This window comes from Burkholderia sp. SIMBA_062 (assembly GCF_046534765.1).
Lineage (GTDB): Bacteria > Pseudomonadota > Gammaproteobacteria > Burkholderiales > Burkholderiaceae > Burkholderia > Burkholderia ambifaria.
The window spans coordinates 40947-63006 of sequence record NZ_JAWRYD010000037.1 but is presented as its reverse complement, the minus strand read 5'-3'; the positions used below and the strand labels follow the sequence as shown (position 1 = coordinate 63006).

Genomic DNA, 22060 nt, shown 5'->3' with positions numbered 1-22060 from the left:
CCAATGCCGCCGCCGCGCCGCGGATCCGCAGCACGCCCGCCGCTCCCAGCGCAGCGGTGCCGTGTGGTGTTCCGGAGCAACTGACAGAACTGACAGAACGGGCAGAGCCGATTCGATGCGGCGCCCAATCGCAAACCAGGAGAAACTCGATGGGAAACGAAAACGATCCGACCGCCGGCGACCCGACCGACGCCTGCGACTGCAAGACCTGCGCGGTCAATGCCGCGATCACCGACGCGGTCACGCAGACCAACGTCAAGGTGGTGGGCGAAGCGCCCGCGATGGCGACGGGCTCGCTGTACCAGGCCCAGAGCCATTCGCTCAGCGTGTTGTTCGAAAACGCCGTGCAGCAGCAGTCGCAGTCCGCGGTGCAACTGCCGACCTCGACGAACGTGGGGACGATGCAGCTCTACACGCTCGGGCCGGCGAGCGCGGGCGCCGCCGCGACGGAAATCGGCTCGAGCGGCGTGCTTTCCGTGCTGGCTGACGTGCTCGCGATCGGCAAGGCGCTCGCCTGACGCGCAATCCGGCGTTGACGCCTGGCGGCAGCCGCGGTGGCCGCCGCAGTGCCGACGCCCGCGAAGGCGGGCGCCCGCGCCGCATCGACGGCCGCGCGGCGCGTTTCGCCGACCGATCCACTCATGCTTTCGCCGTGACCGCGTCGACTGCGCCGCAGCGGCGAGCAACAACAGGAGTAACGACATGCCGGAACAGGCCTCCGCCGCGATTGCCGATGCAGTCACGCAAGCCAACGTCAAGGTGGTGGGCGAAGCGCCCGCCGTGGCCTTGGGCACGCTGATGCAATCGAACAGTCATGCGTCCGCGATCCTGCTTCACAACGCCGTGCAGATGCAGGCGAACCAGGCGGCGTCCAACCTCGCCGCCACGACCGTCGGCATCATGCAGCTCTATGCCGGCTCGCCGGTGGCGGCGGCTGCCGCCGCACGATCGTCGAACGACAGCTTCGTGTCGCAACTGGCCGCGGTCGCGCAGTTGATGAACGCCATCGGTCACTGGCGCAGCTGATCTTCACCGCGCGCCGCGCAACCCGGCGCGCAATCTCCTCGCGCCGCGGCGCCGCACGACGATGTGCGCGCCGCGGCATCAATTGGCGTCGGCGATGTACCGGAGCCGCTCCGGTTTCTCGATCGTCACACCGTGTTCGCGAAGCCGGATCAGGCCGTCGCGCTGCATCTTCTGCAGCGTGCCGTTCAGTCGCGGACGGCTGACGTTGAGCATCGCGGCCAGGATGCTCTGGTTCTCCGGCAGCGGCACCTCGAGGTCATTCCCTTGCATGCGATTCAGCAGATGGCGCGCGAGCCGTGCTTCGAGCCGGTACAGGCACGCAGATTCGGCGAAGTCGCTCAACTCGTGGATGTGCAGGCACAGCTGCTCGTAGATGCGCTCCATGAAATCGGCGTTGGCCCGCAGCGGCGCGAAGTGCTGGCGATGCAGCAGCGAAATGCGGCAGTCGTGACTCAACTGGGCGGTGAAGCTGCGCCGGTGCGCGCGAAGGAGGGTGCTTTCACCGATGAGTTGGCCCGGCATCGAATGCCCGAGAATGATTTCGCGTCCGCCCGGTTCGTGCAGTGTCTTGTACACGCGGCCGCGGTGGACGAAGGCGACGAAATCTTCCGGATCGCCCTTGAAGAACAACATTCGGTTGCCGTGTTCGGGCCACGGCATCAGATGCCGCTCGACGTGAGCGAGCAGGCTTTCCGGAAGATCGGTGAGTATCCGTATATTGCGCAGCGTTTGTGCGTTAGCAAGGGCAGGCATGTTTTCCGTGCGAGGTTGTTTGACGATGCGGCCACCTAGCGGAAAACGCTGCTTCTGGTACTGCGTGAAAAAAATAATGAAGATACCGAAATAATCGACGAGCAGTCCGGACGAGACGGAACTCTGGCGGCAATGACGCTCGGGCGACCGACCTCGATAGCGGCGTGCCGGCGCGCGAACGCGTCGCGACGCCAGTCGTTCTTTTTTCATCGCAATGCCGTTATTTACGCCCGGCGGAGTGCCTGATACGACGGAACGGGCTACGCCCGTGGGTCAAAAATTTCCGTTCATAATAATCAAGAAAATTGACCAAAACGATTATCTCAATAACGGTGTTACGCGGGTAACAGCGCCGTTCTCGGCATCAAATCGATTCTGTGTTTTCCATAAAAACGGAGGGCACGGAATGACCACATCGAACCCACACGCTGCCCCGCCGGCCGCGTCACAGGCGCAGCAGCTCGATCGGACGTGGCGTGAAATGCAGGGGAAATTGCGGCGCCGTGCGCGCCTCTTGTGCAAGGGGGATATTTACCGTGCCGACGAACTGCTTTCGGATACCGCACTCAAGGTTCACATCTACCTGCAGCGTTCGCCCGAGCGCGTTCGGAACCTGGCCGGCTTTCTCTTTCTGGCGCTGAACCATGCGTTCCTCTCTGGCGCGCGCCAGCGTCAGCGGGAAAACGGCATGCTCGAATACGACTCCAGCTGGGACGACGATCACGTCGCCGAGCTGGCGGGCCACGCACCGTCGGTGGAGCAGCAGTTGCTGCTCCGACAGCAACTGCTGCGTCTCGACGAGGCGCTGTCGCTGCTTCCCCTGCAGCAGCAGATGCTGTTCACACTGAAGTTCGAGGAGGACATGCCCTATCCGCATATCGCGGCGACGCTCGGAATCAACGAGCCGCTTGCCAGAAAGCGCGTCGAGCTGCTGCGCAAGAAATTGCGCGACGGACTCGCTTGAGCGAATTCACGAATGCGGGGACGCAGCGTTCCTTACGGCATACGCGGTGTCGATGGCCTGCCGGCCCGCCCGTTCCTTCAACCGCATGCCGGAGCCGAGATTCGAGGAGGCCTCGTGGCAGACAAAGTCAATGAGCAGGTTACCGACGCGCTGACGCAGACCAATGTCAACGTCGTGGCCGGATCCCCGGCCCAGGCGCTAGGCACGCTTTACCAGATGTTCAGCCAGGCCGTCGGCATCTCCGCACAGAACATGACGCAGCAGCAGGCGGCGCTGAACCAGATTTCGAACGCCGTCGTGTCGAAAGCGGTGGCGATGATCCTGTCTGTCGAAGCGTCGCCGAAGGCGGCGTCGGGCGGCGCATCGGGCGGCGCGCCGCATGCCGCGACGGGCGGGCCGCAGACGGGTTCCACGCATTAGCACGTGCTGACTCTCGGGATACCTGAACCATGAATATGAAAGGCCTTTTGGGCGGGCGCGGCGACGACGCGCCGCAGACGCCGCGCGATGTCGACGACGCCGCAGCCGAAGCCGACGCCACGACGTCAGCCGATGTCGCGCCGGTCGCCGCGGTGTCGAAGGTCGGCGCGCGCGCGTGGCCGGTCAACCGGCTGCGCAGGTTCACCGATGCGCTGAAGGCACCGAACCAGACCGCGGGTGGGGCCGGGGCCGGCGGCTCCGCGCTGCAGACCGTGCAGGCGATCAACGCGGAAGCGGCGTCCTACGCGACGACGCAGATCGCCGTCGGCCCGAACATGTTGATCACGCAGGCGGGCGGCATGGTCGCGCAGGCGGCGGCCAACTACTTCGAGGCGTCGACGTCGCTGGCGATCGCGGGCAAGAGCGTGCTGATGAAGGATCTCGCGCAGAAGACCATCGACGAGAACGTGTCCGGGATGGCGATGGATGCGATGGGCCTGCTGTTGACGGACCTGTTCGTCGCGACCGCGGCGCTCGTCGCGGGTGCCGCGGAAGCGATCGAAGGGGAGGCTGCGAGCGTCGCGCTCGACAAGATCGACGAGAGCCTGCAGAAGTATCAGGCGCTGTTGGACAAGAAGGGTGCGTAGTGCGAGCCGGTGGCGGCGGACTTCCCTGACGAAGCAAGGCGAAGGCGTGCGGATTTCCAGCCTGCCGATCTTCGGGCACGAGCGGAGAAACAATGAGTACACCGACAGGTTCGGAAATCCATACTGTGTGCCGCAGCGGGATCGCCTGCATGAACGACGAGAGAGAGGCGACCCGCATCAGCCGCGACAGGCGAATCCATTGTCGCGTGGATGACGAACGTCCCGGGCCATCGTGCCCGTGAACACAGGTCGATTGACTCCGGTGTGCGCAGCGACAAAGAATCAATCGACACGATCCGCCGGGCCGTCGGGCCGGATGCGGGAAGTGAGCAGCGGGGCCGACGCACGTCCGCTTTCGCGAACGCGTCGCGGCTTGGCTATTAGCAGTCCCATCGAGTCATGCGAGGAACCCATGCCCTACATCATTCAGAACGTACAAGGTCCCGCGCCGCTGTCGGTTGGCGAGCGCATCTGGGGAGATGCGACGGAAATCGACTTTGGCGCGATGACGAGCTGCATCGCGCTCGTCGAGCAGACGCCGGGCCAACCGACGTCCGTGCGCGCGATCCATCTATCGATCGTCAGCGAAGACGGCACGCCGGTCTACGATCCGGCGTCGAACGTGGCCGGACAGGTCGGCACGATCATGCAGCCGAGCGGCAACCTGCGTGCGTGCCTCGGGCGCATCGAAGTCTGGCAAGCCGAAGAGCCGCAACAGCTGGGGGATTTCTTCGCGGGGCTGATGCAGAGCCTCGACATGACGACCTGGGTTCCGCTGCCGGACGGCAACCTGCGGGTGCGGTTCAACGGCGGTGTGATCCAGTATCGGGAGGGCACCGGCGCGTGGATCGGCGTGTAGGCGGCACGATCCATTGAAGCCGGCGCCTGCCACGCAAGCGGGCACCGGCTAATGCCATTCAGGTGACCGTGGCGAAACGCTAGGAAACGAGGTCTGCGAGTCGCACGCTCACGTCTGCGTTCGTAGATCGAATATGCAGGTCATCGGTGTCCACTTCAGACCGGCTGGTGTCCACGGCGTGGGGGCCTGGAATTTCCACATCACGTCTTCCCAGGCACGAACCGTCGGATTGGCTTCCGTGGCTCTGGCGAGGCGTTCGGCATCGAACACCGCGTCATCGGTGTCCATCACCATCGTCATGCGTGTGCCGAGGCGGAAAATTTCCATACCGCGCACCCCATGCTCGCGAAGATGCCGCAGCACTTCGGGCCATACGGCACGGTGATGCTCCTCGTAGCGAGCGATCAGTGCGGGATCGTCTTTCAGATCCAGTGCGAGACAGTAACGCATAGCGACCTCATGTTGGAAAACGCTCGGACAGCGTGAGCCGTCGACTGCTCAGGATCACCCATCAACGGGTAACGAAATACGTGCCGCGCGCTTGTCCGATCGTCGCGGAATGCCGTGTAGTACGGTCACGGCCGCTACCGATTCAGAATGTGGGACCGTCGCGTCGGGTGGCGCACATGTACCTGCAAGGCGCCGTTGCAGGTCGATGATCGCGGGCAGTTGAAAGTCGTGGACATCGGGCACGGCGCTGCCTTGACGTCGACAAACCTGAGTCGCAATGTCCAGCGCGCGCGAACGCATGTCGATCAGAAGCGAGAGCGCCTCATCGAGCAGGTATTGTTGCTGCGCCGATAGCCGCAATTCGCTTGTGCGAGGGCGCGGCGCCGATTCGGGCGAGTTCATGTGCATGGGTGATGATTTCAGAAGATCAGGGGGCGCACGGCGGGGTATCACATGATCGGGCCGCGCAGCCACGGCACGAATTCGCGGTCGCCCATGCCGTTCCGCTCGCTGCAGGTGCGCGCGCCCGAGGCGACGTCCAGCATCAACCGGAATAGTTGCGCACCTGCCTGCCCGACGGAAAGCGAGCCGTCGACGATCTCGCCGCCATTGAAGTCCATATCCGAGCGCATCCGCTCGAACAGGCCGGTGGTCGTTGCGAGCTTGATGGTGGGAACCGGCTTGGAGCCGAACACTGAGCCGCGCCCCGTCGTGAAGCACACAAGATTGGCGCCCCCCGCGATCTGTCCGGTGGCGGATACCGGGTCATAGCCGGGCGTGTCCATGAAAACCAGGCCCGATTCCGATACGCGGTCGGCATAGTCATAGACGGCGTTAAGTGTGCTGCTGCCACCCTTCGAAACCGCGCCCAGCGACTTTTCGAGAATGGTCGTGATGCCGCCGGCCTTGTTGCCGGGCGAAGGGTTGTTGTTCATGTCGCCACCCGATTCGCCCGCATACCGTTCCCACCAGCGCAGCTTGTCGAGGAGCCGCTCGGCTACGACGCCGGACGCGCGTGCAGTCAGCAAATGTTCGGCGCCGTAGATCTCCGGTGTCTCGGAAAGGATCGCGGTACCACCGTGGCGAACGAGCAGATCAACGGCTGCCCCAAGCGCCGGATTCGCGGTGATCCCCGAGTAGCCGTCGGAGCCGCCGCATTGCAGCCCCACTTTCAGCCGCGCGGCGGGAACTTCGGTACGCGTCATGCGATTGGCTGCCGTCAGCATTTCCCGAACGATCGCGATGCCGCGCGCCACGGTTTCACGCACGCCGCCTTCATCCTGGACGACAAGGGTCCTGACTGGGGCAGCGATCGTTGTTTCAACGGACGTTGCAAGCGCACCGACCTGGTTCACTTCGCAACCGAGGCCCACCAGCAGCACGGCCGCGAAGTTCGGATTGCACGCGTAGCCGGTCAGCGTGCGGCGAAGTACGGCCATGCCGTCTCCGGTTGCGGACATCCCGCAGCCACTCTGATGCGTGATCGCTACCACGCCGTCCCCCGATTCGAACGGGGCCATCGCGTCACCCTTGAAGGCGTCCGCAATCGCGTGACAGACGCTGGCGGAACAGTTGACGCTGGCGATGACCCCGATGTAGTTGCGTGTGCCAACTTGTCCGTCCGCCCGCACGAAACCCTGAAACGTTTCCAATCGGTCTGCTGGCGCGAGCGCGTGGCCGGCATCGACGTGCGCGGCACGATGCGCGTGATGCTCAGGCATCCCGACGTTATGAACGTGAACATGCTCGCCGGGCGCAATATCGTTCAGCGCGACACCGATCGTTTGCCGGTACTTGATCACCGGACTGCCTCGCACGATGCGACGGGTCGCCATCTTGTGGCCCGCCGGAATGGACGTCACAGCGATCATCGACAGGCCGTTCACTTCAATTGTCGTGCCGGCCTCGAGCGTTCTCAATGCCACCGCTACGTTGTCGTCGCCATGAAGAGTGACGACCATCCGATCATTCATGATGCATTTGCCTCTTTGGTTGACGGTGTCACGCCATGCCGCGCGAGCGTATCGCGCAGCCGAGTATGATCAGGCGCGACCCCGAGCGAATCGGCTAGTTCGATCAGCGGCAGAATTCGCCGCCGGACCTTTTCGACATGGTTGCCGGCAATGTCCGCGATGTGATGGTCGAGATACGGATTGAGAAACCGTTCGCGCACGCTTGCAACGTACTGCTCTGCGCGAACGCGCATCCGCAGCGCATCGAAGACGGGCAAGACTTCCTCGCCCCAGACGCCCTCGATGCCCTCGCGCAGCGTCGTGTCGTTCATCGCGTCGAACACGGTCTGCGCGCTGCTGCGGCGCTGCACGAGCCATTGGTCGGCGAGCCACGTATGCCCGACGTTCAGAAAGAACAGCTTGAGCCGTTCATGGCTGAGCAGGTCGTCGGTCACGACGATATGTTCGTGCGTGCACGGCAGTTCCATGCCCGGATGTCGTTCGATGGCCCAGAGCGCATAGGGCTCGGCCACGGCGCCCACCGGTTCGATCGGTTCGGACACGATCCGGTCGACCAGTGAGTTGACCCAGATGCATCGTTGCGACAGGTACGTGACGAAGGGCGCGGGCAGCGCCCATTGTTCAGCGAGGCCGACGATCAGCGCGCGTAGCGTGTCGCCGTTGCGGGCGACGAGTTCGCACGGAAAGATCGACACGCCCGCATCGGGCCGTGCGCGCCATCGCGCGTGCAGCAGCGTGAGCAGCTTGGCGGGGAAGCTGTGCGGGACATGATTCTCCAGCGCGAGCAGGGCAGGCGAATCGCGCTCGTCGAGACGATAGCCGGCGTCGCCGGTGTTCGACACGATGACGCGAACATCATGCGTCATCGCATGCCGGATCATCGCCCAGTCGCGATCGGCGATCCACGCGGCGCGCACGGCCCGGCAGTGGACGACCGTATCCACGATCGCGCCGTGTTCCCTGCCGCGAATCTTCACCGGGTAACTGCCTGCGTGGGCCAAAGCGGTGATGCGCGCACGGCTTGCCGGGTTGTCGGTGGTCTGCACCATGCGGATGCCCCCGATCGCATCACCGCGCTCCAGCGCTTGGGATACAAACAGCGCGACATGGGCCTGGAGAAACCGGCTGGTGCCAAACTGAAGAATCGGTTCACTCATCTCGAATGGTTCCCGCGAATTCGGTCAGCACTCGACCAGCGCCTTGACGACGGTCTGCCCGGGTTCCATCAGTTTCGGGAACTCGACGGGTACGTCCGACAGGCTCATCCGATGCGTATTGAGCGCCTTGTCCGGAATGCGGCCGGCGCGCATCGCGTCGAGGACGGTCTCGAAGTCTTCGGCGGTGGCGTTACGGCTGCCGAGGAGGGTTGCTTCGCGCTTGTGAAACTCGGGATCGGAGAACGTGATCTCGCCCGGGACAATCGAAATCAGCACGTACTTGCCGCCGTGGGCAATGAACTCGAAACCGCGATTCATGGCCTTGACGTTACCCGTCGCATCGAACACCACGTCGAAGAACTCGCCGTCGGTCATCGTCGACAATGCGTCGACGTCGGTCGGCCCCGTCTGCACCGTCGCAACGGCGAAGTGCTCGTGGCAGAACGCAAGGCGATCGGCTCGTGTGTCCAGGCAGGTGACGTGTGCGCCTTTCAACTGGGCGAATAGCATCGCCGCCATGCCGATCGGCCCCGCACCGACCACGAGGATTCTTTGGCCGGCGGACACGGCGGCACGTCGCACCGCGTGCGCGCCGATGGCAAGGAATTCGATCATCGCCGCCTGGTCCAGCGTCACTCCTTCGGCCTTGTGCACGAACTGCGCGGGTACCGACAGATATTCTGTCAACGCGCCGTCACGATGCACGCCGAGCACCTTGATGTTGACGCAGCAGTTGGTCTTGCCCTGTCGGCACGCGATGCACTGTCCGCACGACAGGTAGGGCATCACATAGACCGCGTCTCCGGGCGCGACATGCGCGCCGGGATCGGCCTCGGCCACGATGGCGGACAGTTCATGGCCCATGACTCGGGGATATTGCAGGTACGGTTGATTGCCCGAATAGATGTGCATGTCGGTGCCGCAAATCCCGACGCGTTGCACGCGCAACAATATCTCCCCATCGGCGCGGGAAGGCGGCGCGCGATCTTCGTGGCGCAGTACGCCGGGCGATTCGCAAATGATGCTGAGCATGATGACGTCCTCTTTATTGAGCGTGTTGATCGCTGGACGGCCGATCGATTCTGTAGAAGTGGGATGCATTGCCGCCGAAAACGCGCGTACGTGCGTCGGGCCCGAGGAAGCGGTCACAGCAGTGTTCGCACCACGCGAGCCAGGCCCCGTAGTCACCAAAATGGCCGGCAAGGCGGGAGACGGGCCAGTCGCTGCCCCAGATCAGCCGGGACGCGCCGAACCACTCGCAGACCGCGCGCACGTACGGCTCGACGAGCAGGAGATCGGCTTGCGGGCCGGCTTCCGTCCACAGTCCGGAGAGCTTGCAGTGCACGTTCGATTGCGCGGCGAGTTCGCTCATCGCGACGTGCCACGCTTCACTTCGGTCCGATGCGATCGGCGGCTTGGCGGCGTGGTCGATCACGATGCGCAGGCGAGGGTAGCGGCGCGCGAACGCGAGCAGCGCGGGCAGATGGCGCGGCGTGACGAGGGCATCGAAAGCGAGATCGTGCGCGAGCATGGCGTCGATGGCCGGCTCGAGAACCGGATCGTCGATCCAGTCGTCATCGGCAAGATCCTGTAGCATCGGGCGAATGCCACGGAATTTCGGCTCACGGGCGAGCGACTCGATATGGGCCGGCGCGTCGGTGGATTTGAGGTCCACCCATCCGACGACGGCCGACACGAAGCTCGTCCGGGATGCAACGTCGAGCAGATAGCGCGTGTCTTCGTGAGTCGGTAGCGACTGGACAACGACGGTGCGCTGCACACCGGCCTGCGCAAGCAGCGGTTCGAGATCCTGCGGACCGAAGTCCCGATAGATGGCATCCAGCGTTCGCGGAGGCCAATAGCCATCACGGCTGGCCATCTGCCAGAAGTGCTGATGAGCGTCGATCCGGGACATCATGCGCAATCCTCCGGAACCGGAGCGGATGCGGCGATCAGCCCATCGCGTTGCAAGGCAGTCCAGAGCTCCGATGGGAGCGGCGTTTCGAGCCAAGCGATGTTCTTCTGCAACTGCTCGATACTGCGCGCCCCGACCACGCAGGACACCACGGCCGGGTGGGCCAGCGGAAACTGAAGTGCGGCCGCGGCAAGCGGTACGCCGAAGCCGGCACATACCTCGGCGAGACGCGCGACCTTTCGGATTACTTCGGCCGGCGCATCCGCATAGTTGAACTTGCCGTTTCCGACCAGCACGCCCGAATTGAAGACGCCTCCTGAGACGATCCGAACATCGTTGCGCACGCATCTATCGAGCAACGGTGCAAGCGCCTCCTGTTCGAGCAGCGTGTAGCGACCCGCGAGGAGCATGACGTCGAGATCCGCCTCCTGCATCGCGTCGACGGCAACTTCCCATTCGTTGACGCCGAGTCCGATGGCGGAAACGGCACGGGCATCGCGCAGCTCGGCGAGCGCCCGGAATCCGCCTCCGCGGGTTAGCTGTTCCCAGTAGTGGGCATGCCGATCGCCGTGCGTGGCGGCACCGATGTCGTGAACATAGAGGATGTCGATCGTCCGCATGCCGAGTCGTTGCTGGCTATCCTCGTACGAACGCATGATGCCGTCGAACGTATAGTCGAAGTGAGGCCGGAAGGGCAACGGGTGCGCCCAACCGTCGTCGCCGGCTTGAACCGTATCGTCGGGCCGCATGAGCCGCCCGACCTTGGTGCTCAGTACATAGCGTTCGCGCGCGTGCACCTGCAGCGATTGTCCGATGCGCCGCTCCGACAGCGTATAGCCGTAGAACGGCGCGGTGTCGAAATAGCGGATGCCGGCCTCCCACGCCCAGTCGACGAGCGCATGGGCGTCGGCGGTCGACATCGACTTGTAGAGGCCGCCCAGTTGCGAGCAACCGAAGCCCAGTGTGCTCATGACCAATCCGCTACGGGGTAGCGCGTGCGTTGCAATGGCTTTCATGGCGTGTGTGTGAATGGAGGAGGTGCCGACGGGCGGCCCGGCAGAGCTGCCGCGACGGCGCGTTCGTCAGTACAGGACGTTCTTCGCGGCGGGCGAGTCGAGATTCTGCTTTTCGACCATCAGCACGCCCGTATCCACATGCTTGGAAACAGGCTTGCGCTCGATCACGTTGACGAGGGTCTCGATGCCCTTGTAGCCCATCTGATAGGAGCTCTGAACGGCGATGGCCTGAATCGTGCCGTCTCGAACAAATCCTTGGAGGTCCTGATTACCGTCGAAACCGATCGCCACGACCTTGCCGCCTTTGCCTGACTGCTGCAGCGCGCGCCCCATCCCGACGGCAGTCGGTTCGTTGGCACCGAAAATGCCCTTGAGGTCGGGGTTCGCCGACAGGACGTCGGTCGTCTGGTTCAGCGCATTCGCCATCTGCGACTGCGAATAGAACGGCCCCACCACCTGCAGCTTCGAATGCGCGGCGATGTACTTGCGGAATCCGCCGACGCGGCCGACTTCCGAGCCGGCGCCCGGCACGTACGACATGACCGCGACCTTGCCGGTCTGCCCGACCCGGTCGATCATTGCCTTCGCGCAGAGTTCGCCGGCTTTCGCGTTGTCGGTCGACAGGAACGACTGGTAGTACTGCTTGCCGGCGTCGGATACGGTCGAGTCGATCAACACCACCGGAATGTGCGCTTCCCATGCTTTCTTCATGGCCGGCACGAGTGCATCCGGATCCGACGGCGCGAGGACGATGCCGGCGACATGCCGGTTCACGGCGTTCTCGACCATGTTGACTTCGTCGGCGATCGCCGATTCCGCGGCGGGGCCCTGGAACGTCATCGTGTATCCCTTCGCATTGGCCATGGCGGCGGTGGCGCCTTTCTGCACGTTCTGCCAGTAGTTCGAATTGGCCGTCTTCACGATCACGGCAATTTCGCCGCCGGCGGCCTGCGCCTGCGCGCCGAACATCGCGCACAAGGTTGCCGCCGCTGCCAATACGGATAGTTTGTTCATGTCTCGCTCCTTATGGTGGTTGGAACTTCGTCTTGTGATTACAACTTCCGGTTGCGGAGTTGGTCGATCCATACGGTGCCGAGAATGACGACGCCGATGATGATCTGCTGGATGAAGCTCGACACCCCGTTCATGTTCAGGCCGTTGCGCAGTACGCCGATCACGAACGCGCCGATGGCGGTGCCGGAGATCGTGCCGACGCCGCCCATCAGCGACGTGCCGCCGATCACCGCGCTGGCGATGGCGTCGAGTTCGTACATCACGCCTTCGTTCGGCTGGGCCGTGACGAGGCGCGACATCAGTACGCAACCCGTGGCGCCTGCGAGCAATCCGGAAAGGACGTAGGTAAACAGCTTGACGCCTGGCACGTTCACGCCGGACAGACGTGCCGCTTCCGCGTTCGATCCGACCGCGTAGATGTGGCGGCCCAGCGACGTTCGCGACAGCAGCACCGAGACCGCCACGAACAGCACCACCATGATGACGACGGGGTAGGGAATGCCAGGAAAGATCGTGTCGGGAAAGCCGTCGGCCCCGATGTGCGAGATCTTGAAAAGGGCGCCGTTGCCGAGTTCGCCGAACGCGTCGCCGAGCCCCGACACGGGTCTCGCGCCGGTGATCTGCAACGCGAGCCCGCGGGCGACCAGCATCATGCCGAGGGTGGCGATGAACGGCGGCAGCCCCATGTGCGTGACGCAGATCCCGTTGACCCATCCGCATGCCGCGCCGACCAGCATGCCGCCCAGCATCGCGACGGGTACCGGAATGCCGGCCTTGACGAGCAGCGCGGCGGCGACGCCGGCCAGTGCGAGGACCGATCCGACCGACAGATCGATGCCGCCGGTAATGATCACGCACGTCGCGGCCACGCCGAGATACGCGATCGACGTCACCTGAAGCGAGACGGTCATCAGGTTGCCAACGGAGAAGAACGCGGCGCTGGTCAGCGAAAACGCGACGATCAGCACGACCAGGCTACCCAGCGCGGCAAATTTCTGGATCAGGTCGCGGCGTCGCTGCCGTGCCTGTTTATCGACGGCCGGCGTGCGACCCGATGTGATGTCAAGCATGACTTCTTCCTGATGCATGATGCAAGATCTCCTCCTGATTGGTCTTTCCGGTTTCAAGAACCGCGGTGATACGTCCTTCGTGAAACACGGCAATGCGATCTGTCATGCCGAGCAACTCGGGCAGTTCCGAACTGATCAGGACGACGCCGACACCGTCCGCCGCCAGGCGGTCCATCAGCCCGTAAATCGCGTATTTCGCGCCGACGTCGATGCCGCGCGTCGGCTCGTCGAAAAAGAGGATGCGCGAGCCGCGGTATAGCCATTTGCTGATGACGATCTTTTGCTGGTTCCCACCGGACAGGTTCCGCGCGATCTGCGCGACCGTCGGTGTGCGGATGCCCAGTTCGCGCACGTAACGCTCGGCGACGGCCGTTTCCTCGGCGAAACGCAGGAAGCCGCGCGACGAGATCGCCGCGACGTTGGCCAGCGTGATATTTGCGGCGACCGGCATCGCCAGCGCGAGGCCGTCCTTTTTCCGGTCTTCGGACAGGTAGGCAATCCCGTGGCGAATGGCCTCGCGCGGGGAGCCGATCGCGACAGGCGTGTCGCCCAGCAGGATCGAGCCGGCATCGGGCCGCTCCGCGCCGAAGATCGCGCGGGCGACTTCGGTGCGGCCCGCCCCCATCAGGCCTGCGAAGCCGAGAATTTCGCCCTTGCGAAGTTCGAACGACACGGGGCCGAACGTGCCGGTTCGCTGCAGGTCGCGTACCTTCAGCAGCACCTGGTCGGTGGGCGTGGATCGACGCGGCGGGTAGGCATCGTCGAGCGGGCGGCCCACCATGCGGGCGACAATCTCGTTCACCGACGTCGATGCAAAATCGCTCGTGGCAATGTGGCGCCCGTCGCGCAGCACCGTGACGCGATCCACGATTTCGGCCATCTCGTCGAGTCGGTGCGAGATGTAAAGGATGGCGACGCCTTCGCTGCGAAGCTCCTTGATGATGCGAAACAGCTGGACCGTTTCCGATTCGGTCAGCGACGACGTGGGTTCATCCATGATGAGCACCCGCGCGTCGAGTGACAGCGCCTTCGCAATTTCCACCATCTGCTGCTGCGCAATCGAGAGCGCGCCGACCAGCGTCGTAGGCGACACGTTCAAGCCTATTCGTTGCAGACACAACTGCGCGGCATGGTTCAGCGCACGGTAGTCGACGAACGGGCCGCGCTTGGGCTCGCGCGCCAGATAGATGTTCTCCGCCACCGACAAGTGGGGCACGAGGTTCAGTTCCTGATGGATGATCGCGATGCCTGCGGCTTGTGCGTCGGTGGCGGACGAAAACTGCACGGGCGCCCCGTCGTAGCGCACGACGCCGTCGTCCGGGCGGTATTGCCCGCTGATGATTTTCATCAGCGTCGACTTGCCCGCGCCGTTCTCGCCACAGACGGCATGAACTTCTCCCGCTCGTAGATCCAGATCGATGCCGTCGAGCGCCACGACGCCGGGGAAGCGCTTGCCCACGCCCTGTAGCTGCAGGATGGTTCGAGCAGTCGGCTCGCCGCGCGAAGGGGGGGGCGATTGCCGCAAGTCGGCAGGGGTCATGCGTGTCTCCGTAGGTCACTGGCGCAGTCGTCGAACGCAACTGGCCAGTCCAGTTGCGATGAATTCAAGGATGGAGCGCTCATCTGGTCAAGCCAATTGTGATTATTTTGAAGTGACCATACCAATGGTGTTAACCCTCGTGTCGGGTCGGGCCTATGCTGGCCGGGGGTTTCGCCGACGTGGTAGACTCCGCATGAACGCGAAGCTCGGCCATTTCGGTCGACCATTTTTCGGATCATGAAGCAGACAGAACCAAAGCGGCTTTACCAATCCGTGGCCGCGCAAATCCTCGCATTGATCCGTCAGGGCGGAATTCCCGCCGGTGGGCGACTGCCGCCCGAGCGCGAGCTCGCGACGACGCTCGGGGTCTCGCGCCCTTCGTTGCGCGAAGCCTTGATCGCCCTCGAAATCGGCGGGCAGATCGAGATACGTCTTGGCTCCGGGGTCTATGTTCGCGATCCGGGCGAGAGCGACAGTGGCGGCGTGCCGGCGCTGGGAGAGAGCCCATCCGAGCTGATGCAGGCGCGCGGCGCCATAGAGGGTTCGGTGATCGTGCTGGCCACGGCGCGATTCTCGGCAGCCACGCTGGACCGATTGCGTCGCACGGTGGAGCGCATGAAGCGGCTCGCCGTCGCGGGCAAATCGCCGGTCGACGCGGACCGGCAGTTTCATATGCTCATTGCGGAGGTGGCAGGCAACTCCGTGTTGAGCCGCTTCGTGGGCGAGTTGTTCGATAGCCGACACGATCCGATCGCTGCCGCGATTCGCGGACATTCGGAAAGCCCGGAAACCTGGGCTGCCGCGGTGCACGAGCACGAGCACATCCTCAAGGCGTTGCAAGCGGGCGATCCGATCGCTGCGCAAACCGCGATGCGCGCCCATCTTCAAGCGTCGGAGGAGCGCTGGATCGGCGGTGCGTTACAGCAGCCCTGACCGCGCCGATACCGGTCCGACGAAAGCACTGACGTCCGACCCACGCTGGCATGCGCGACATGCCGAGATGCATGGATCCATCCTGCGTTCCGCAGATTCGCGGAACTCCCGTGTTGCCCCCAAACCTCCCCGTTCTGACGAAAAACCGCAATTCGTCTGATAATACGCACGGCGATCCACGCGAACGAGCAGTCGCGCGAATCCCGCCGAACGTTGCACAGGCTACCAGGCGGCAGCATCGCCCCGATTGCGTCGTCACCCGCCGCAATCCGGAAAACGAAACGGCGTCAGGCCCACCTGGTCGTTCGGAATGTGCCCAGCGCCGTTCAAATCCCCACACGACGCCCGCGCGACGCGGCGTCGCAACCAGGAGGTGAACGATGATCACGCTGACCGTCAACGGTGGCGAACGGCATTTCGATGGCAATCCTGACATGCCGTTGCTCTGGTATCTGCGCGATGTCCTCGGCCACACGGGCACCAAGTTCGGCTGCGGGATGGCGCTGTGCGGCGCCTGCACCGTGCATCTCGACGGCGTCGCGATCCGGTCGTGCATCACACCCGTTGCGGCCGCCGCCGGAAAGAAGGTGACGACGATCGAAGGCCTGTCGACCGACGTGAACCATCCGCTGCAGCAAGCGTGGCAGGAACTGAACGTCGCGCAATGCGGCTACTGTCAGTCCGGGCAGATCATGCAGGCCGCGTCGCTGCTGAAGACGAATCCCCATCCGAGCGACGCCGACATCGACGACGCGATGTCCGGCAACATCTGCCGCTGCGGTACCTATACGCGCATTCGCGCGGCGATCCGGCTGGCGGTGCGGCGCGGAGGTGCCGCATGAGCGCGCCGGAATGCTCCGTCCACAATGAAAGCCGCCGCGCATTGCTGCTCGGCTTCGCATCCGGCGGACTGCTGCTCGCGTTCGGCGTGCCGTCGCTTGCGCGCGCGGCCACGCCCGCGCAGCCGCCGGTCAGCCCGAATCCGCAGTACGGCGGCGCGGGCATGCCGCACGGCTTGCGTGACGATCCGCACCTGTTCGTCGCGATCGCGCCGGACGGCACGGTGACGGTGACCTGCATTCGCTCGGAGATGGGACAAGGCGTGCGCACGAGCGTGGCGCTCGTGGTCGCCGACGAGCTGGGCGCGGACTGGGCACGCGTGAAGGTCGCGCAGGCCGTCGGCGACGAGCCGCGCTACGGCAACCAGAACACCGACGGTTCGCGCAGCCTGCGCCAGAGTTTCGCGGCGCTGCGCCGCGCGGGGGCGGCCGCGCGCACGATGCTCGAGCAGGCCGCGGCGGCGACCTGGGGCGTCGACGTGCGTCAAGTGAAGGCGACGGTGCACGAGGTCGTCGATACGACAACCGGGCGCAAGCTCGGGTTCGGTGAACTGGCCGCGAAGGCGGCCGCGCTGCCTGTACCCGATACGCAGAGCGTGGCGTTGAAGGCGCCGGCCGAGTTCCGCTATATCGGCAAGGGCGAAACGGCATTGATCGACGGACGCGACATCGTCGGCGGCCGCGCGCACTACGGGATCGACACGCGGCTCGACGGCATGCTGTACGCGGTCGTCGCGCGTCCGCCGGCCTATGGCGATACGGTCGCGTCGTTCGACGCGTCGGCCGCGCAAAAGCTCCCGGGTGTCGTCAAGGTCGTGCAGCTCGCGTCGACGCCGCTGCCGTCCGGGTTCCAGCCGCTCGGCGGCGTGGCCGTGATCGCTCGCGACACGTGGACGGCCATCCAGGCGCGCGCCCGACTGAAGATCGACTGGAAGCACGGGCCGCACGCAAGCTACGATTCGGCGGCCTACCGCAAGACGCTCGAAGCGGCGGCCGCGCAGCCGGGCGACGTGATCCGCGACGACGGCGATACGGCCGCGGCGCTCGCGGGCGCCGCGAAGCGGGTGCGTGCGACGTACTACATTCCGCATCTCGCGCACGCGACGATGGAGCCGCCCGCGGCCGTCGCGCGCGTGGCCGACGGCCGCTGCGAAGTCTGGACCTGCACGCAGGCGCCGCAGACCACGCGCGACGAAATCGCGAAGGCGCTCGCGCTGCCGGCCGAGCGCGTCACGGTCAACGTGACGCTGCTCGGCGGCGGCTTCGGCCGCAAGTCGAAACCGGACTACGTGGTGGAGGCCGCGCTGCTGTCGAAGGCGGTGGGCGCACCAGTCAAGCTGACGTTCACCCGCGAGGACGACATCGCGCACGACTATTTCCACGCGGTGTCGCTGGAAGCGCTCGACGGCGGCCTCGATGCGGCGGGGAAGGTGGTCGCGTGGCAGCATCGCACGGTCGCGCCGTCGATCCAGTCGACGTTCCGGGCCGGCATCGTGCACGAGCAGCCGGGCGAGCTCGCGCAAGGAATCGCCGATCTTCCGTTCGCAGTCCAGAACGTACGGATCGAGAACCCGGCGGCACAAGCGCACACGCGGATCGGCTGGTTTCGTTCGGTGTACAACATTCCGCACGCGTTCGGGATCCAGAGCTTCGTGTCGGAACTCGCGCACGCGGCGGGCCGCGACCCGAAGGATTTCCTGCTCGACCTGATCGGGCCGGCGCGGCGCTTCGAGCCGCACATCACGGTGAAGAACGTGAACTACGGCGAGGATCCGGCGTTGTATCCAGTCGATACCGGACGGCTGCGGCGCGTGATCGAGACGGTCGCGCGCGAAGCCGGCTGGGGCCGCGCGCTGCCGAAGGGGCACGGGCTGGGGATCGCCGCGCATCGCAGCTTCGTGTCGTACACGGCGGTCGTGTGCGAAGTGCAGGTTGCCGCGGACGGCGCGATTTCGGTGCCGCGCGTCGACATCGCGATCGACTGCGGGCCGCAGGTCAACCCGGAGCGCGTGCGCTCGCAGCTCGAAGGCGCGGTGGTGATGGGGCTCGGCATTGCGCTGCACGGCGAGATCACATTCAAGGACGGGCAACCGGAGCAGAGCAATTTCAACGGCTTCCAGGTGCTCAGGATGAACGAGGCGCCGCGTGAAATCCGCGTGCATCTGGTCGCGCCGGACGACTATGCGACACCGCTGGGCGGCGTGGGCGAGCCGGGCCTGCCGCCGGTTGCGCCGGCGCTGACCAACGCGATCTTCGCGGCAACCGGCACGCGGATTCGCAGCCTGCCCGTCGCGGATCAGCTCGCGAAGCAAAAGGCCGGTTGATACGCGCGACGTCGCGCAAGGAGAGGAAAGCATGAAAGCCCTGATGTGTACCGCATTCGGCCCCATCGACCGCTTGCGTATCGAGGAGGTCGCGATTCCCGAACCGGCCGCGGGCCAGGTGCGGATTCGCGTGAAGGCGGCGTCGCTCAATTTTCCTGATGCGCTGATCGTCCAGGGGCTGTATCAGGTGAAGCCGGCGCTGCCGTTCTCGCCCGGTGCGGAATTCGCCGGCGTGATCGACGCGGTCGGCGACGGCGTGAGCGCATGGCGGCCGGGCGACGAGGTGGTCGCGTTCACCGGTCACGGCGGCTTCGCCGAGCAGTGCGTGGCCGACGTGCACCAGATCGCGGCGCTGCCGCCGGGGATGACGTTCGAGCAGGGCGCGGCGCTGGTGCTGGCCTACGGTACGTCGCTGCATGCACTGCAGCAGCGCGCGCGTCTGCGGCAGGGCGAGACGCTGCTGGTGCTGGGTGCGGCGGGCGGCGTCGGGCTGGCGGCGATCGAGATCGCGAAGGCGCTGGGCGCGCGCGTGATTGCGGCCGCGTCGAGCCTGGACAAGCTCGCGCTGTGCCGCGAAGCCGGCGCCGACGACACGATCGACTATGCGACCGAGGACCTGCGGCGCCGCGTCGACGAACTGACCGGCGGACGCGGCGCGGACGTCGTCTACGATCCGGTCGGCGGCGCGTACAGCGAGGCGGCGCTGCGCGCGACCGCGTGGCGCGGCCGGTACCTCGTGGTGGGTTTCGCGGCCGGCGAGATTCCGAAGATCGCGCTGAACCTGGCGCTGCTCAAGGAGCGCGATATTCTCGGCGTGTTCTGGGGCGACGCGGTGCGGCGCGATCCCGCGGAGCACGCGACGAACATGCGCCAGCTTGCGCAATGGTTCGCGGCCGGCGAGGTGCGGCCGGCGATCACCGAGCGCGTGCCGCTGTCGGGTGCGGCTGACGCGATCGCGCGCATGGCGAACCGGCAGGTCAAGGGCAAGGTCGTGATCCTGCCGGACGCGTGACTGATGCGGGACCGCGCCGCGGCAGCACGCGCGTCATGCCGGCAACACTCGCGCCGGCAGCGAAATCACGAAGCGCGCGCCGCCGAGCGGCGAATCCTCGAGCCGCACGTTCCCGCCGTGCACGAGCGCGACGCGCCGCACGATCGCGAGCCCGAGACCGAACCCGCCGGTCTGCCGGTCGCGGCTCGAGTCGAGCCGCTGGAACGGTTCGAACACGCGTGCGCGCTCGGCGGCCGGAATGCCGGGGCCGTCGTCGTCGACGCTCAGCACCAGCGCACCGGACGCATCGTGCGTCGCGGCCAGCAGAACCGTGCGCGCCGCATAGCGCGCGCCGTTGCGGATCAGGTTGAGCAGCGCGCGGGCGACGAGCTTCGGATCGCACACGTGGGTGGCGGGCGCGCCGGTCGTCGACACGCCGAGCGTGATGCCGCGATCGGCGAGGTCGTTCGCGACGTTGCCGGCGACGCTGTCGATCAGCGCATCGACGACGACGTCCATCGGCGCGAGTTCGCTCGCACCTTGTTCGAGCCGCCCGATCGTCAGCAGCTCGGTCACCAGTTCGTCGAGTTCGCGCACGTCGCGTCGCAGTTCGTCGCGGCGTTCGCGCATCCGGCCGCTCTCGTCGGATTCGGCGAGCAGCGCGAGCCCGAATTCGAGGCGCGCGAGCGGCGTCTTCAGCTCGTGCGAAATCCCGTGCATCATCTCGCGCTGCTGCTTGATCGACGCCTCGATCCGCTCGGCCATGTCGTTGAATTGCTGCGACAGCTCGTAGATGTTCGACCGGCCGGACAGCTTTACGCGCGTCGACAGGCGGCCCGCGCCGAACGCATGGGCGGCGGCCTGCAGCCTGCGCAGGTCGCGCCAGTGATACGAGGTCCACAGCACGACCGCGAACAGCGCGGCGAGCGCGAGCAGCAAGTAGGCGTAGATCTTGATGTCGAGATCGAACGGCTGGATCGGGCGCGCATGCAGCACGGACCCGTCCGCGAGCGGCATGTAGTAATCCTTGCCGTCGTAGCCGATCGCGATCTTGCCGGCGTCGAGGTCGCGCAGGGGAGCGCCGCTCAGTTGGGCGCGGGCTTGCTCCCTCGTCACGAAGTCGAATCCTTCATTGCCGTGCTTCGCGAGCTCGCGCAGCGCGAGCGTGCGCTGCGCGCCCGGATGGCGTTCGAGATAATCGTTCAGCACGAACGCATAGGTCGTCAGCGAGTCTCGCTGCGCCTGCGCCGCGCGGTCGTAGAAGATCCGATCGAAGGAGAACTGGATGAACGCGATCGATCCGGCGACGCACAGGATCACGATGAGGTACAGCCTGATCAACGGGCGCAGCATTTATTCGTCCCACGCCGAAGGGCTGAACAGGTAGCCGCGGCCCCAGATCGTCTTGATCTTGTGCGGCTCCGACGACGCATCCTCGAAACGGCGCCGCAGCTTCGAGATGCCGGAATCGACCGAGCGGTCGAGCCCGTCGAACTCGATCCCGCGCAACTGCTTCAGGATGTCGTCGCGGCTCAGCACGGTGCCGGCCGCGCGCGCGAGGATCAGCAGCAGGTTGAATTCGGCCGTCTTCAGGTCGACCGGTTCGCCGCGCCACGTGACCGTGCGGTTCGGCGGCGAGATCGTCAGTTCGCCGAATATCAGCGCGGCGGGCGCGGCGGCCGGTGTTTCCGTTGCGGCCGGCCGTGCCCGGCGCAGCAGCGCGCGGGCGCGTGCGACCAGCACGCGCGGCTCGATCGGCTTCGTCACGTAGTCGTCGGCGCCGGTTTCGAGGCCCGCGACCTGATCGTAGACGTCCGCGCGCGCGGTGAGAATCAGCACCGGCACGTTGGTGAATGCGCGAATGCGCCGGCACACTTCCATCCCGTCGAGATTCGGCAGCATCAGGTCGAGTATCACGAGCGCGGGCTGGTGCTCGCGCACCGCCGCGACGGCCAGGTCGCCGCGCCGCACGACCGTCACCGCGAATTCATAGTTGTCGAGGTATTCGCGCACGAGCTGCGCGAGGCGGTCGTCGTCCTCGATCAGCAGCACACGGTATTTGAGCGGATTGTCGTACATGGTCTCCTCGATGTGCACGCGTCGTCCCGGCTCCCGGCAGGCGGGCGCGCGGCGCGGCACGCGAATTCTAGCCGGCGTTCCGGCGCCCCG

23 protein-coding genes are annotated in these 22060 nt (G+C 65.5%); 10 read left to right on the top strand and 13 right to left on the bottom strand.

Features of this window, described 5'->3' with window-relative positions; all coding sequences use genetic code 11:
* The first annotated feature begins 149 nt into the window (after positions 1–149).
* Positions 150–518 (top strand): RebB family R body protein, encoded by a 369-nt coding sequence (locus SB786_RS29985; protein WP_006750339.1) that lies wholly within the window; start codon positions 150–152, stop codon positions 516–518.
* A 184-nt stretch (positions 519–702) separates the two neighbouring features.
* Complete coding sequence (locus SB786_RS29980) at positions 703–1026, top strand: RebB family R body protein (RefSeq protein ID WP_126227514.1); 324 nt, start codon at positions 703–705, stop codon at positions 1024–1026.
* A gap of 78 nt (positions 1027–1104) precedes the next feature.
* On the opposite strand, the gene SB786_RS29975 is transcribed toward SB786_RS29980, so the two are convergent.
* Complete coding sequence (locus SB786_RS29975) at positions 1105–1779, bottom strand: Crp/Fnr family transcriptional regulator (RefSeq protein ID WP_410730614.1); 675 nt, start codon at positions 1777–1779, stop codon at positions 1105–1107.
* 406 nt (positions 1780–2185) lie between these two features.
* Here SB786_RS29975 and SB786_RS29970 point away from each other — a divergent pair, with 406 nt between their 5' ends.
* The 4 genes from SB786_RS29970 (at position 2186) to SB786_RS29955 (ending at position 4669) form a co-directional block, all read left to right on the top strand.
* A complete protein-coding gene (locus SB786_RS29970) occupies positions 2186–2743 on the top strand; it encodes an RNA polymerase sigma factor (RefSeq protein ID WP_410730613.1) in 558 nt (185 codons plus the stop codon).
* Positions 2744–2857: 114 nt separating this feature from the next.
* Positions 2858–3163, top strand: coding sequence for a RebB family R body protein (locus tag SB786_RS29965; RefSeq protein WP_175756183.1), 306 nt, complete (start codon positions 2858–2860; stop codon positions 3161–3163).
* 29 nt (positions 3164–3192) lie between these two features.
* Positions 3193–3810 carry a hypothetical protein gene (locus SB786_RS29960; protein WP_410730612.1) on the top strand — a complete coding sequence of 206 codons (618 nt, stop codon included), beginning with the start codon at positions 3193–3195 and terminating at the stop codon, positions 3808–3810.
* A 412-nt stretch (positions 3811–4222) separates the two neighbouring features.
* The gene (locus SB786_RS29955) at positions 4223–4669 is read left to right on the top strand and encodes a hypothetical protein (RefSeq protein ID WP_410730611.1); all 447 of its coding nucleotides are present in this window, start codon (positions 4223–4225) and stop codon (positions 4667–4669) included.
* Between the two features lie 108 nt (positions 4670–4777).
* Here SB786_RS29955 and SB786_RS29950 read toward each other — a convergent pair whose 3' ends face one another.
* The 10 genes from SB786_RS29950 to SB786_RS29905 form a co-directional block, all read right to left on the bottom strand.
* Entirely contained in the window at positions 4778–5119 is a 342-nt protein-coding gene (locus SB786_RS29950) for an L-rhamnose mutarotase (RefSeq protein ID WP_410730610.1), read from the bottom strand.
* A gap of 54 nt (positions 5120–5173) precedes the next feature.
* A complete protein-coding gene (locus tag SB786_RS29945; protein WP_410730609.1) occupies positions 5174–5521 on the bottom strand; it encodes a hypothetical protein in 348 nt (115 codons plus the stop codon).
* 47 nt (positions 5522–5568) lie between these two features.
* The gene (locus SB786_RS29940) at positions 5569–7092 is read right to left on the bottom strand and encodes a UxaA family hydrolase (protein WP_410730608.1); all 1524 of its coding nucleotides are present in this window, start codon (positions 7090–7092) and stop codon (positions 5569–5571) included.
* Complete coding sequence (locus SB786_RS29935) at positions 7089–8249, bottom strand: mannitol dehydrogenase family protein (protein WP_410730607.1); 1161 nt, start codon at positions 8247–8249, stop codon at positions 7089–7091. Before SB786_RS29935 ends, SB786_RS29940 begins: the two co-directional genes overlap by 4 nt.
* A gap of 24 nt (positions 8250–8273) precedes the next feature.
* Positions 8274–9281: a zinc-binding alcohol dehydrogenase family protein gene (locus tag SB786_RS29930; protein ID WP_410730621.1), complete on the bottom strand. Its 1008-nt coding sequence runs from the start codon at positions 9279–9281 to the stop codon at positions 8274–8276.
* Positions 9282–9294: 13 nt separating this feature from the next.
* Positions 9295–10167, bottom strand: coding sequence for an amidohydrolase family protein (locus SB786_RS29925; RefSeq protein WP_410730606.1), 873 nt, complete (start codon positions 10165–10167; stop codon positions 9295–9297).
* A complete protein-coding gene (locus SB786_RS29920; RefSeq protein WP_410730605.1) occupies positions 10164–11135 on the bottom strand; it encodes an aldo/keto reductase in 972 nt (323 codons plus the stop codon). The genes SB786_RS29925 and SB786_RS29920 overlap by 4 nt, the downstream gene beginning before the upstream one ends.
* Before the next feature lie 111 nt (positions 11136–11246).
* Positions 11247–12194 carry an ABC transporter substrate-binding protein gene (locus tag SB786_RS29915; protein WP_410730604.1) on the bottom strand — a complete coding sequence of 316 codons (948 nt, stop codon included), beginning with the start codon at positions 12192–12194 and terminating at the stop codon, positions 11247–11249.
* 38 nt (positions 12195–12232) lie between these two features.
* Complete coding sequence (locus SB786_RS29910; RefSeq protein WP_410730620.1) at positions 12233–13264, bottom strand: ABC transporter permease; 1032 nt, start codon at positions 13262–13264, stop codon at positions 12233–12235.
* Positions 13257–14804 carry a sugar ABC transporter ATP-binding protein gene (locus SB786_RS29905; protein ID WP_410730603.1) on the bottom strand — a complete coding sequence of 516 codons (1548 nt, stop codon included), beginning with the start codon at positions 14802–14804 and terminating at the stop codon, positions 13257–13259. Before SB786_RS29905 ends, SB786_RS29910 begins: the two co-directional genes overlap by 8 nt.
* Before the next feature lie 237 nt (positions 14805–15041).
* Here SB786_RS29905 and SB786_RS29900 point away from each other — a divergent pair, with 237 nt between their 5' ends.
* The 4 genes from SB786_RS29900 to SB786_RS29885 all read left to right on the top strand — a co-directional run bounded on the left by SB786_RS29900 (position 15042) and on the right by SB786_RS29885 (position 19912).
* Positions 15042–15737, top strand: a complete 696-nt coding sequence (locus SB786_RS29900) for a FadR/GntR family transcriptional regulator (protein ID WP_410730602.1) — start codon at positions 15042–15044, stop codon at positions 15735–15737.
* Positions 15738–16117: 380 nt separating this feature from the next.
* Positions 16118–16579: a (2Fe-2S)-binding protein gene (locus tag SB786_RS29895; RefSeq protein WP_006754739.1), complete on the top strand. Its 462-nt coding sequence runs from the start codon at positions 16118–16120 to the stop codon at positions 16577–16579.
* Positions 16576–18900, top strand: a complete 2325-nt coding sequence (locus SB786_RS29890) for a molybdopterin cofactor-binding domain-containing protein (RefSeq protein WP_410730601.1) — start codon at positions 16576–16578, stop codon at positions 18898–18900. The genes SB786_RS29895 and SB786_RS29890 overlap by 4 nt, the downstream gene beginning before the upstream one ends.
* Positions 18901–18931: 31 nt before the next feature.
* Positions 18932–19912 (top strand): NADPH:quinone oxidoreductase family protein, encoded by a 981-nt coding sequence (locus SB786_RS29885; protein ID WP_410730600.1) that lies wholly within the window; start codon positions 18932–18934, stop codon positions 19910–19912.
* A 33-nt stretch (positions 19913–19945) separates the two neighbouring features.
* Here SB786_RS29885 and SB786_RS29880 read toward each other — a convergent pair whose 3' ends face one another.
* Positions 19946–21244: an ATP-binding protein gene (locus SB786_RS29880; RefSeq protein WP_410730599.1), complete on the bottom strand. Its 1299-nt coding sequence runs from the start codon at positions 21242–21244 to the stop codon at positions 19946–19948.
* Entirely contained in the window at positions 21245–21970 is a 726-nt protein-coding gene (locus SB786_RS29875; RefSeq protein ID WP_410730598.1) for a response regulator, read from the bottom strand.
* Between the last annotated feature and the right edge of the window lie 90 nt (positions 21971–22060).

Coding starts and splice junctions, on each gene's coding strand:
- SB786_RS29900 (WP_410730602.1), top strand. CDS start 15,042: ATGAAGCAGACAGAACCAAAGCGGCTTTACCAATCCGTGGCCGCGCAA.
- SB786_RS29885 (WP_410730600.1), top strand. CDS start 18,932: ATGAAAGCCCTGATGTGTACCGCATTCGGCCCCATCGACCGCTTGCGT.
- SB786_RS29935 (WP_410730607.1), bottom strand. CDS start 8,249: ATGAGTGAACCGATTCTTCAGTTTGGCACCAGCCGGTTTCTCCAGGCC.
- SB786_RS29970 (WP_410730613.1), top strand. CDS start 2,186: ATGACCACATCGAACCCACACGCTGCCCCGCCGGCCGCGTCACAGGCG.
- SB786_RS29985 (WP_006750339.1), top strand. CDS start 150: ATGGGAAACGAAAACGATCCGACCGCCGGCGACCCGACCGACGCCTGC.
- SB786_RS29895 (WP_006754739.1), top strand. CDS start 16,118: ATGATCACGCTGACCGTCAACGGTGGCGAACGGCATTTCGATGGCAAT.
- SB786_RS29945 (WP_410730609.1), bottom strand. CDS start 5,521: ATGAACTCGCCCGAATCGGCGCCGCGCCCTCGCACAAGCGAATTGCGG.
- SB786_RS29905 (WP_410730603.1), bottom strand. CDS start 14,804: ATGACCCCTGCCGACTTGCGGCAATCGCCCCCCCCTTCGCGCGGCGAG.
- SB786_RS29940 (WP_410730608.1), bottom strand. CDS start 7,092: ATGAATGATCGGATGGTCGTCACTCTTCATGGCGACGACAACGTAGCG.
- SB786_RS29890 (WP_410730601.1), top strand. CDS start 16,576: ATGAGCGCGCCGGAATGCTCCGTCCACAATGAAAGCCGCCGCGCATTG.
- SB786_RS29975 (WP_410730614.1), bottom strand. CDS start 1,779: ATGCCTGCCCTTGCTAACGCACAAACGCTGCGCAATATACGGATACTC.
- SB786_RS29930 (WP_410730621.1), bottom strand. CDS start 9,281: ATGCTCAGCATCATTTGCGAATCGCCCGGCGTACTGCGCCACGAAGAT.
- SB786_RS29960 (WP_410730612.1), top strand. CDS start 3,193: ATGAATATGAAAGGCCTTTTGGGCGGGCGCGGCGACGACGCGCCGCAG.
- SB786_RS29920 (WP_410730605.1), bottom strand. CDS start 11,135: ATGAGCACACTGGGCTTCGGTTGCTCGCAACTGGGCGGCCTCTACAAG.
- SB786_RS29915 (WP_410730604.1), bottom strand. CDS start 12,194: ATGAACAAACTATCCGTATTGGCAGCGGCGGCAACCTTGTGCGCGATG.
- SB786_RS29875 (WP_410730598.1), bottom strand. CDS start 21,970: ATGTACGACAATCCGCTCAAATACCGTGTGCTGCTGATCGAGGACGAC.
- SB786_RS29880 (WP_410730599.1), bottom strand. CDS start 21,244: ATGCTGCGCCCGTTGATCAGGCTGTACCTCATCGTGATCCTGTGCGTC.
- SB786_RS29955 (WP_410730611.1), top strand. CDS start 4,223: ATGCCCTACATCATTCAGAACGTACAAGGTCCCGCGCCGCTGTCGGTT.
- SB786_RS29925 (WP_410730606.1), bottom strand. CDS start 10,167: ATGATGTCCCGGATCGACGCTCATCAGCACTTCTGGCAGATGGCCAGC.
- SB786_RS29910 (WP_410730620.1), bottom strand. CDS start 13,264: ATGCTTGACATCACATCGGGTCGCACGCCGGCCGTCGATAAACAGGCA.
- SB786_RS29950 (WP_410730610.1), bottom strand. CDS start 5,119: ATGCGTTACTGTCTCGCACTGGATCTGAAAGACGATCCCGCACTGATC.
- SB786_RS29980 (WP_126227514.1), top strand. CDS start 703: ATGCCGGAACAGGCCTCCGCCGCGATTGCCGATGCAGTCACGCAAGCC.